This window comes from Macellibacteroides sp., assembly GCF_050251695.1.
GTDB lineage: Bacteria > Bacteroidota > Bacteroidia > Bacteroidales > Tannerellaceae > Macellibacteroides > Macellibacteroides fermentans.
The window spans coordinates 1-11087 of the sequence record NZ_JBFWMI010000014.1; the positions used below are offsets into that span (position 1 = coordinate 1).

The following is an 11087-nucleotide window of genomic DNA, read 5'->3' on the forward strand; positions in this document are numbered from 1 at the left end:
TGTACCGTGCCGATTTTATAGCAGACAATCTGCAGATTCAGCAGCATGTAATAGGCGAAAGTTTCCGTCACGGTGTAAAGAAGCTCCTGTTTTTAGGAAGCACCTGTATCTATCCCAGGGATGCCGCTCAACCTATGAAGGAGGAGGCGCTGCTTACCGGTCCGCTGGAATACACCAACGAACCCTATGCCATAGCCAAGATTGCCGGGTTGAAGATGTGCGAAAGCTACAACTTGCAGTATGGTACCAACTATATTGCGGTGATGCCCACCAACCTGTACGGTCCGAACGATAATTTCGACCTGGAGAAGAGTCACGTGCTGCCGGCCATGATCCGCAAGATACATCTGGGGCATTGTCTGTTGCAGGGGGACTGGACCGCACTGCGCAAGGATCTGGACCGCCTGCCGGTGGAAGGAGTATCCGGACAATCCGATCAGCGTGATATCCTGGATAAGCTGACCAAGTATGGCATCCACGATTCATTTGTGGAATTGTGGGGTACCGGCAAGCCTTTGCGTGAATTCCTCTGGAGTGAAGAGATGGCAGATGCCTCGGTTTTCATTATGGAGAAAGTGGATTTTGCCGACCTGAAAGGTACAAGCCCCGAGGTACGCAATTGCCATATCAATATCGGAACAGGGAAGGAGATATCCATCGGCGAGGCAGCTCAACTGATTGCCCAAAGGGTGGGCTATAAGGGTGAGATCCGTTTTAATGCCGACAAGCCCGATGGTACGATGCGGAAGCTTACCGATGTATCCAAACTCAATGCCCTGGGATGGCGTCATCAGATAGAGATACAAGAAGGAATTGACAAGATGTACAGCTGGTATATTTCCTGCGAGTAAATATTTATTGCAAAATATACGAAACAAAAGAGGCGGATACCATCGGGGTCCGCCTCTTTTTTGTAATTTATATCTTATAAATCGTAACCAGGATTCTGAGTCAGATTTTCATTCTTATCCAAAGAGCTTTGAGGAATTGGTAACAATTCGCTTTTACCATTCTGGAATTTGCGAACTTCAATTAAGTCGGACGCTTTGTTCAGATTAACCTTATGGTCGCCAGTAGCAGGATCGGCTACTTCATCCAGTACTTCACCACGTGGACAAGTTCTCAGCTCGCCCTTCATAGCGATTTCGCCAATGCCCCAACGGATCACATCGTAACGACGTAAGCCTTCGTAAGCGAATTCAACACGACGTTCGCGACGTACCAATTCGCGAAGCTTCGCCTGTGTAGCATATTTAACACGGTCAACTTTAGGCATGCCTGCACGTGTGCGTACCTGGTCTACTGCATCGTACAGTTCGTTGTCGATCTGGTTCAGCTCAACTTTACATTCTGCAATGGTAAGCAGTACTTCGGCATAGCGGAATACCGGGAAGTTTTTAGCTGTATTCCAGAAATTCTGCGGGAACTGTTCGAGGTTTGAATAGAATTTCTTGAAGTTATAACCAGTCTTGCTGGCATTGTTAGCACTTGCTGTGAAGTCCGGACTTTTGGGATCTACCGAGTCGAAAATGCCACCGTTGAAGTTCTGTCCCGGATAGATAATCGTGGCACGCAAACGTGGATCGCGGTTAACATAGGGATTTGTAGGATCATATGTTCCGGCAGCTTGTGCTTCCTGAATAGTAAGACCATCTGCTGTTTCGTAAGCATCAACCAACGATTGGGTAGGAACTACAGACGACCAGCCGCTGGAACTGTTAGGTAAGAACGGTGTAAAGTCGAAAGAATAGTTGTTTTCTACCGATTCAGTTGTAAGGATCATTTCAGAATTATACTGGTTTGCCATCAGGAATGATTCTTCGAACGAAAGCGCCGGCATAGAATATCCTTCGATAGACTTGGCTGTTGCCAATGCTTTGGCATGATCGCCGGTATAAAGATAGAAACGCATAAGCAACGCTTGAGCTGCCCCTTTGTTGAATCTGCCGGCTTCGGCAGTTTCGGGCAACGAAGGAATGCTTTCTTTCAACTCTTTTTCTACAAAAGCATAGATTTCCGACTGTGGAGTACGTGCTACTTTAGCCTCTTCGGGTGTCTTGAAATTGCTTGTAAAGAAAGGAAAATCGCCGTAATTGAACGATTTTTGGAAATAAAGGAATGCACGGATGCAGCGTACTTCGGCACTGTAACGTGCTCTGGTAGTTTCTGAGGCAAATGCAATGGTTCCTTCGTTTTCGAGGTATTCGTTGCATGCACGGATATCCAGGAAGCCAAACATACCGGCACCCGGATCACTTTGAGACATGGAGCTGTTACCCAACACCTGATAACCTTCGTGGATGTGGAAGTTGTAAGCATTGTCTGAAGCGCAATCCCAATACATGATATCCCATCCGCTTGTGAACTGACTGTAGCAACCTGTAAGAGCCAACTTGGCATCGGCTTCTGTTTTCCAGAATGAACTGGGTGACAAGGCATCACCCGGATACCTGTCCAGAAAATCGGAACAACCTGTAAGTAAAGGCAGTCCCAGTAATAATGTATATAATAACTTTTTCATTTTAATTTCTTTTTATTGGATTAGAATGTAAGATTTAAGCCCACCGAGTTTACTTGAGTCTGTGGGTAGAAGTTACCGCGGCCAGAAGGAGCTTCGGGATCCCAACCTTTCAGGAAGCTGGTGAACGTAAGAATGTTCTGGGCACTGTAATATACTCTTAACTTAGAGAAACCTACACGTTGCAGAAGTGATTTATTGAATGTATAACCTACCTGAAGGTTTTTCAAACGCAGGTAGTTTGCATTCTGCAACCAGAAATCGGAAGTAGTAGATGGCATGCTCGGACCATTCAATGTTTCTGCCACACGTGGGTATTTAGCATTCTTGTTTTCCGGAGTCCAGCGATCCATCCATAATGCAGCAGGTTTTGCATCGTCACCGTTGATAGAACCGATGGCTTCGATACCTAAGTAACCCTTAACTCCGGCAGCACCCTGGAAAAATGCCATTACATCGAATCCGGCGTATTGAGCCGACAAGTTGAACCCGAATGTAAATTTAGGATCGCTCGAATTAAGGATAACACGGTCGTCTGCGTTGATCTTACCATCGCCTGTAACATCTACGTAACGGATATCCCCTGGAAGGATCTTGGCATTTCTGATTCCATAAGTCGCCCAGTTGTTGATATCTTCCTGCGATTGGTACAAACCGGCAGTTCTGTAACCATAAAAACTGTTCATTGCTTCGCCAACTCTTTTGATTGATACATAGCCGTCGCCACCTTCAATCATTTCATCCACACCGCCCAGGTTTTTGATTTCATTGTGGTTGTAAGAGATGTTACCACCTACTGAGAAATCTACTTTACCGAAACGGTCTTTGTAATCTACCGACATTTCAAAACCATTATTCTCAACTTTACCTACGTTGTCGTAGAAGTCGGCCAACGCATAGGTTTCTGCCGTAGGAACCTTCATAAGGATACCGCTGGTAGACTTGTTGTAATAGTCTAGTGTTACGTTCAGCTTGTTGATCAGTGCAATGTCAATACCTACACCGTAGGTAGTTGTTTCTTCCCATTTCAGGTTCGGATTCTTTGCATACTGAGTATAAGCTCCTGATACTAGGCTGCCACCCATAGGGTAGTTTTTGCCTAAGGTCATGGTTGATACGGTTGGATAATAATCGCTGTTGATGTTCTGGTTACCCAACATACCCCATGAAGCTCTCAGCTTCAGGCTGTTTACTGTTTCACGATAGGATTCGAAGAATTCTTCTTCCGAGATTCTCCATCCGGCAGAGAATGAAGGGAATGCACCCCAACGGTTGCCATCGGCAAAACGTGAAGAGCCATCGTAACGGATGTTGGCTTCCAAAAGATATTTGCCTGCATAGTCGTAGTTAACACGACCTAACCAAGAAAGCATGGCAAGTTCGCGTGTATAACCTTCGGCCTTGGCTCCGTCTGACGAACCTGCGTTGATGTCTGTCAGATTGTTGCTGGGGAAGTTCTTGCGGTAAGCCATGGTGTATTTATACTTGTAAAGTTCCGAGTGGAAACCGGCCAATACGTTTAGATTATGCAATCCAAAGCTCTTTTTGTATTCCAACATAATGTCTCCCATTACCTGATCTTCAAATGTATCTTTTTGCCACATCTGATTCGGGCCGTGGTATTTGTTGGGGTTATACTGAATGTCTTTACGCATTTCGTTGCTGTCTTCTGCATACAACTTGTAAGAAGCCTGTCCTTTGATGGAAAGCTCGGGCAGAAAGCTGTATTTTAAAGATCCTACACCCAACATGTTATGACGTTTCTTGTTGGTTGTTGCATCCATGTCGATCCATGCAATGGGGTTACCGTCGCCAATTGTACCGTAAGTACCGTCGGCTTTTTTATAAGGAACCATCGGAGAGATCATGTTAACCTGACGGAAGATCTGAGCCAATCCACCTACATAGGGGTTGGTCGGTTCTTCAAGTGCAATGTTTGAATATGAGATGCTGAAGTTGGATTCCAGTTTGCTGGTTGGGTTGGCATCTACGTTCACACGCACATTGTATTGATCTTTGCTTGCATGTTTGATGATACCGTCTTGTCCCTGATAACCAACCGAAGTCATGTAGCGTACTTTCTCGTCGCCGCCGTTGATGCTGATGTTGTGTTGCTGTTGGAAACCTGATTCCGTATACAACAGATCCTGCCAGTTGGTGTTTGGATAGTTGTAAGGATCTGATCCGTCTGCATATTTCTGAATCTGTTCCGCTGTATACAACGGAGCTTTACCAGCGTAAGCACGTGCTTCGTTGGTTAATGTCGCGTATTGAGCCGAAGTTACATATTCCGGCAACTCTGTAGGCGATTGCCAGCCGAAGTTAGCCGAATAATTGATAGATGCTTTACCTGCCTTACCGCGTTTGGTAGTTACAAGAATCACACCGTTGGCTGCCTTAGATCCGTAGATAGCCGAGCTGGCAGCATCTTTCAGAACGGATACCGATTGAATATCGTTGGGATCGAGATCGTTCATGCTTGCTTCAACACCATCCACGATTACCATCGGATTGGCATTATTGAAGGTACCTGTACCACGCACACGGATTGTTCCATTGTCCGAACCCGGCTGACCGCTACGTTGAGTAACCGTAACCCCGGGAAGCAGACCCTGAAGACCGGCAGAAACAGAGGTCATCGGTCGGCTTTCCATTAATTTGCTGTCCACATTGGCTACAGAACCGGTAAGGTTTACCTTCTTCTGTGTACCGTAACCTACAACAACAATTTCTTCTAGTTTTTGTGTATCGTCTTTTAAAGTGATGTTTAAGACGGGTTCTCCGTTGTATTTGATTTCCTGGGTCAAATAACCTACATAAGAAATCTGGATGATGTCGCCTTTCTTAACTTCCAATGTAAAGTTACCATCCATGTCGGTAATCATACCATTGGTTGTTCCTTTTACAACGACCGAAGCTCCGATAATTGGACCCATCGCATCCTGAACGTTACCCTTCAGTGTAGAGGTTTGCTGAGAGATTGCAACTCCCTGCTTTTCCGCTTTGGCGGAGGCATACAGGTTCCCGGAAGAACACAATACACCCGAGAGCAGAATCAAGCTGATCTGCTTAGAGATTTTAAACATAATGAATGTTTTTTGATAATAGATAATAAGTTTGTCGTTTAAGTGCATCAGACAGACGCTTCTGTCTCATGAGAGATTACAACTAATATGTTCCCATAATAGTGCGGCGCTTACGTTAATTGCTTTTTTCTTGGTCTAATTCATGAATTGTGGTTGCATAATTAGATGTATTTTGTTAAAAAGCACGGCAAATATATGAATAAAAATTAAAATCGGGCATTCTATTTTTATTCTTTTATCAAAATAAAATGGATGAAATGTGTAATGTGCAATAGTTCAGTATAATACCTTTATGAAAGCCTGATAGTTAAATCGATAAAAATGCATATGGAATTTATTTTATCAAATAAATCTACCCGAGCAATGCCGGATGATCTGTAAATGTGAAAGAAAGATAAATTAAAAGGTGATTTACATATTCTTTTAGGGGGAATGTAAGGTTCGTGCGTCTTAAGGGATAGTTGCCTTTAATAGGAAGAAAGAATCGGATTTGTAATACATTATTTGAAGAGTGAAAATGAAGAGTAAAAAGTTGTTGGCCTTGCTTTTGTTTGTTAACGCAATATGGCTTGCCAACGGGAAGGACTTTGTTAACCATGTAAACACTTTACAGGGTACAAATTCTCGTTTTGAGCTGACAAGGGGAAATACTTATCCTACGTTGGCCATGCCCTGGGGTATGAATTTCTGGACCCCGCAGACGGGGATCAATCGGGATGGATGGATTTACCAGCATTTTAAGGATTCGATACGTGGATTCAGGCAAACGCATCAGTGTAGTTCGTGGACAAACGATTACGCGGCTTTTTCGTTGATGCCGGTTTCCGGAAAATTGGTGGTAAACCAATACGACAGGGCGCTGCGCTTTAATCACGCAAATGAAGTGGCTAAGCCACACTATTATAAGGTTACTTTTGATAACCGGATTACGACCGAAATGTCGCCTACCGAGAGGGGTGTCTATTTTCGATTTACCTTTCCAAAAGAGGATAATGCATATGTGGTTCTGGATGCCAACAATGGCGGAAGCATGGTGCGCATCTATCCCGAAGAACAAAAAATTGTTGGTTATTGCAGAAACGCAAACCATTCGGTGCCGAAAGGTTTTACCAATTACTTTGTGGTGAAATTCAATAAGCCGTTTATGGCCCATGGAGTATGGCGTAATGCCGCCGGAGATGTTACTCCCGGCAGTAAAGAGGCTTTTGGAGATTATGTTGGTTCATACATTCAGTTTACACCCGGTGAGACCGTGGAGGCCAAGGTAATTTCGTCGTTTATAAGCATTGAGCAGGCAGAGCTAAGCTTTGCAAAGGAGCTGGAAGGTTTGCAGACTTTAGAGCAGGCTAAAACAAATGCTCAGAATGCATGGAATGAGCAATTAGGGAAAGTGGAGGTGGAAGGCGGAACGGACGAAGAGGTGGCTACTTTTTATTCCTGTTTCTTCCGGTCTATGCTTTTTCCCCGCAAATTTTATGAATTGGATGCGAACAACAATCCTATCTATTATAGTCCGTACGACGGACAGCTTCATGAAGGATACATGTATACCGACAATGGTTTCTGGGATACCTTCAGAGCTCAGTTTCCGCTTAATGTGTTGCTACATCCGCAAATGCACGGACGATATGTTAAATCGCTCATTGATGCATACGACCAAAGCGGATGGTTGCCATCGTGGTCGTTTCCGGGACACAGTTGCGGAATGGTTGGTAACCATGCTGCTTCGTTGTTGGCTGATGCCTGGGTGAAGGGTATTCGCACCTTCGATCCCGAAAAAGCCTTGGCGGCCATGTATCATGAAGCAACGAATAAAGGGCCCCATGGTCCGTCTAACGGACGTGATGGATGGCGTGAATATTTTCAGTTGGGTTATGTACCCTATCCCGAATATGGCGAGTCGGTTGCGAAAACACTGGAATTTTGTTACGATGATTTCTGTGCGATGCAGTTGGCCAAGCTTACGGGAAACCGTTATTATGAAACAATTTTTGGCCGTCAGATCTTTAATTACAAACAAGTGTACGATACAGGAACCCGGTTTATGAGAGGCCGGAAGAAAGATGGAAGTTGGGTGGGCAACTTTGATCCTACCGAATGGGGTGGTCCCTACACCGAAGGCTCGGCATGGCATTATCACTGGTCGGTTTTTCATGATGTGCAGGGATTGATCAACCTGATGGACGGAGACCGTAATTTTGTAGCCAAACTTGACTCGGTATTTTCGGTTCCCAACACTTTTAAGGTGGGAACATACGGCAGGGTGATACATGAGATGACGGAGATGGCTATGATCAATATGGGTCAGTATGCCCATGGTAATCAACCTATTCAGCATCTGATTTATCTATATAACTATGCGGGTGCTCCCTGGAAAACGCAGTATTGGGCAAGAGAGGTGATGAATAAGCTGTATAGCTCGGGACCGGATGGCTATCCCGGGGATGAGGATCAGGGACAGACATCGTCGTGGTATGTTATCAGTGCCATGGGATTGTATTCCGTTTGTCCGGGTACCGACCAGTATGTTATTGGATCGCCTGTATTTCCTAAAATGACAATTCATCTGGAGAATGGCAAAACACTCATATTGGAGGCTGCAGGTAATTCTTTAGAGAACCGCTATATTCAGTCGGCTTCCCTCAACGGAAAAAGCTTTACCCGTACGTGGTTAACCTATAAGGAACTTACAGAGGGAGGTATCATCCGTTTTAAGATGGGCAGTAAACCCAACCGGGCCTGGGGTGTAGCTTCTTCTGACAGGCCCTATTCTGTTTCAACCAAACTTAAATAATTATTCATGAAGAATTTAGCTTTACTTTCTGTATTGATCGTAGCTACAGGATGCGGAAACATGTCGAAGCCGACCGCTGTTTACGAACCTATGGAAACGAATTCATTACGTGCACCGGCTTATCCGCTGGTAACCATTGATCCTTATACCAGTGCCTGGTCGTTTTCTGACAAACTGAATGAGGAAGAGACTAAACATTGGACCGGCAAACCTTTCCCGTTGTTGGGTGGGATACGGGTGGATGGAAAATCTTATCGGTTCATGGGCAGGGAGGAGATACCTTTGCTTCCTGTGCTGGAAACAGCGGCAAGTATGAAGTGGGAAGGTGTATATACAGAAACAAAACCAACAGGCAACTGGATGGCAGCCGATTATCAGCCGGCAGGATGGAAGAAGGGGGTGGGAGCCTTCGGTACAGATGGTAATCCCAACCGTGAAACACCCTGGAATACACGTGACATCTGGGTGCGTCGCAGTTTTGATCTGGGTGAAGATGTAAGTAAAGAGACTCTCTATCTGAAATTCTCACACGATGATAATATCGAAATCTATATCAATGGAATGGAGGTTGCCACCACCGGACGTGGATTGAATTATGACCTGATAAAGGAGATTCCGGCCGAGGTAATCGCCTCTCTTAAGCCTACCGGGAATGTGATTGCTGCGCATTGCTTGAATGACGTGGGCGGAGGATATGTGGATTTCGGTATTATGAAGAAGGTGAAACGTGGTGATACCTTTGAAGCGGTTGCCGAACAGCTTTCGGCTCAGGTGTTACCTACGCAGACATTCTATACGTTCCGTTGCGGACCCGTTGATTTGGACGTAATTTTTACGGCACCGGCATTGATGGACGATCTGAATATTCTTTCATCTCCGTTTAACTACCTGACTTATCAGGTTCGCTCTACAGATGGTGCTTCGCACGATGTGCAGATCTATGTGGAGGCCACCCCTCAGTGGGCGGTTGACAAGGTGGAACAGCCGGTTACATTTGAACGGGGAAGTAAAAAAGGTATCGGTTACCTTAAGACGGGTACTGCCGAACAGGCTGTTTTAGGTAAGAAAGGTGATGATTTACGGATTGATTGGGGGTATTTCTATCTGGCGGCTGCCGAAAGTGATCGTACAGCGCTAAAGATGAATGCGTACTACGATAGCAAGAAGGAGTTTATGGAAACCGGAACCTTGAGTGCGGACGGCGGACGTACATCCGGTGATATGCAAAAAGAGATGACGGTGTTGGCATTTACCGATAATTTAGGAAGAGTGGGCGACAAAAAGACTGGAGGCCTCCTGATGATCGGGTACGATGATTTGTATTCCATTCAGTACTTTAATGATAACCGAATGGCCTACTGGAAACAGGAGGGTAAAGTGGATATAATGAAAGCATTTGAAGATGGAGAAAGGTTGTATCCGGAGCTGATGAAGCGTTGCGGCGAATTCGATAAGCAGATGATGACCGACGCTGCTGCTGCCGGAGGCAAGTCGTATGCCGAATTGTGTGCTTTGGCCTACAGACAGGCAATAGCAGCTCATAAATTGGTTACCGATAAAGAGGGTAATCTGTTATTCCTGTCCAAAGAAAATTTTAGCAACGGATCTATCGGTACGGTGGATGTAACTTACCCTTCGGCTCCTTTGTTCCTGGTGTATAATCCTGATTTATTGAAGGGGATGCTTAATCCGATTTTCTATTACAGTGAAAGCGGTAAATGGACAAAACCCTTTGCCGCCCACGATGTAGGTACTTATCCGTTGGCTAACGGTCAGACTTACGGAGGCGATATGCCGGTAGAGGAATCGGGCAATATGTTGATCCTTACAACCGCAATCGCTTGTGTGGAGGGTAATGCTGATTATGCTGCGAAACACTGGGATGTGCTTACTACTTGGGCCGATTACCTGCAAAAAGAGGGATTAGATCCGGAGAATCAGTTGTGTACAGATGATTTTGCCGGCCACTTTGCCCATAACACCAATCTTTCAATCAAGGCAATCATGGGGGTTGCAGGTTACGGAAAATTGGCTGGTATGCTTGGAAAGAAGGATGTGGAGGCAAAATATATGCAGACTGCCCGAGACATGGCTGCCAAATGGGTAGAGATGGCCAAGGATGGCGATCATTACAAACTTACATTTGATAAATCGGGAACCTGGAGTCAGAAGTACAACCTTGTTTGGGACCGCTTGCTTGGATTCAATATTTTCCCCACAGAGGTTGCTGCAACCGAACTTGCATTTTATAAGACAAAGCAAAATGCTTATGGCCTGCCGCTGGATAACCGCGAAGATTATACGAAGTCCGACTGGATTATCTGGACTGCTTGTCTTACCGGTTCACAGGCCGATTTCGATGCATTGGTGAATCCGGTATGGAAGTATGCGAATGAAACATCTACCCGTGTACCTTTGAGTGATTGGCATATGACGTCAAACGGATCTCAGCGTGGTTTCCAGGCCCGTTCGGTTGTAGGTGGTTACTTTATGCGTATGCTGGAAAAGAAATTAATGAAATAAGTGTTCTCAATTAATATGGATCAGTTTTAAACGCTTAAGAGTAATAAGATTCCTCTCTTAAGAAGTTTGTACTTTGTTTTGTGTAGTAGGTCACGGACGTTTTAAACGTTTTCGTGACCTACTTTTTTTGAGCTATAAAGCTATTTTGTGCTTAGAACTTATTTAA

5 protein-coding genes are annotated in these 11087 nt (G+C 45.0%); 3 read left to right on the plus strand and 2 right to left on the minus strand.

The features are described from left to right. Positions 1–851, plus strand: an 851-nt coding sequence (locus tag AB7E53_RS03690; RefSeq protein WP_446774232.1) for a GDP-L-fucose synthase family protein, incomplete at its 5' end; no start/stop codon positions are given. A 74-nt stretch (positions 852–925) separates the two neighbouring features. On the opposite strand, the gene AB7E53_RS03695 is transcribed toward AB7E53_RS03690, so the two are convergent. Further along, positions 926–2521, minus strand: a complete 1596-nt coding sequence (locus AB7E53_RS03695) for a RagB/SusD family nutrient uptake outer membrane protein (protein ID WP_446774234.1) — start codon at positions 2519–2521, stop codon at positions 926–928. Between the two features lie 20 nt (positions 2522–2541). Then, complete coding sequence (locus tag AB7E53_RS03700) at positions 2542–5604, minus strand: SusC/RagA family TonB-linked outer membrane protein (protein ID WP_446774236.1); 3063 nt, start codon at positions 5602–5604, stop codon at positions 2542–2544. Positions 5605–6121: 517 nt separating this feature from the next. Here AB7E53_RS03700 and AB7E53_RS03705 point away from each other — a divergent pair. Together AB7E53_RS03705 and AB7E53_RS03710 are read left to right on the plus strand one after the other, a co-directional pair. Further along, positions 6122–8398: a GH92 family glycosyl hydrolase gene (locus AB7E53_RS03705; RefSeq protein WP_446774238.1), complete on the plus strand. Its 2277-nt coding sequence runs from the start codon at positions 6122–6124 to the stop codon at positions 8396–8398. Positions 8399–8404: 6 nt separating this feature from the next. Beyond that, positions 8405–10921 (plus strand): glutaminase domain-containing protein, encoded by a 2517-nt coding sequence (locus AB7E53_RS03710; RefSeq protein ID WP_446774240.1) that lies wholly within the window; start codon positions 8405–8407, stop codon positions 10919–10921. Positions 10922–11087: the final 166 nt, after the last annotated feature.

Excerpts from the sequence above, each read along its gene's own strand:
- AB7E53_RS03695 (WP_446774234.1), bottom strand. The coding sequence starts at position 2,521 with ATGAAAAAGTTATTATATACATTATTACTGGGACTGCCTTTACTTACA.
- AB7E53_RS03700 (WP_446774236.1), bottom strand. The coding sequence starts at position 5,604 with ATGTTTAAAATCTCTAAGCAGATCAGCTTGATTCTGCTCTCGGGTGTA.
- AB7E53_RS03705 (WP_446774238.1), top strand. The coding sequence starts at position 6,122 with ATGAAGAGTAAAAAGTTGTTGGCCTTGCTTTTGTTTGTTAACGCAATA.
- AB7E53_RS03710 (WP_446774240.1), top strand. The coding sequence starts at position 8,405 with ATGAAGAATTTAGCTTTACTTTCTGTATTGATCGTAGCTACAGGATGC.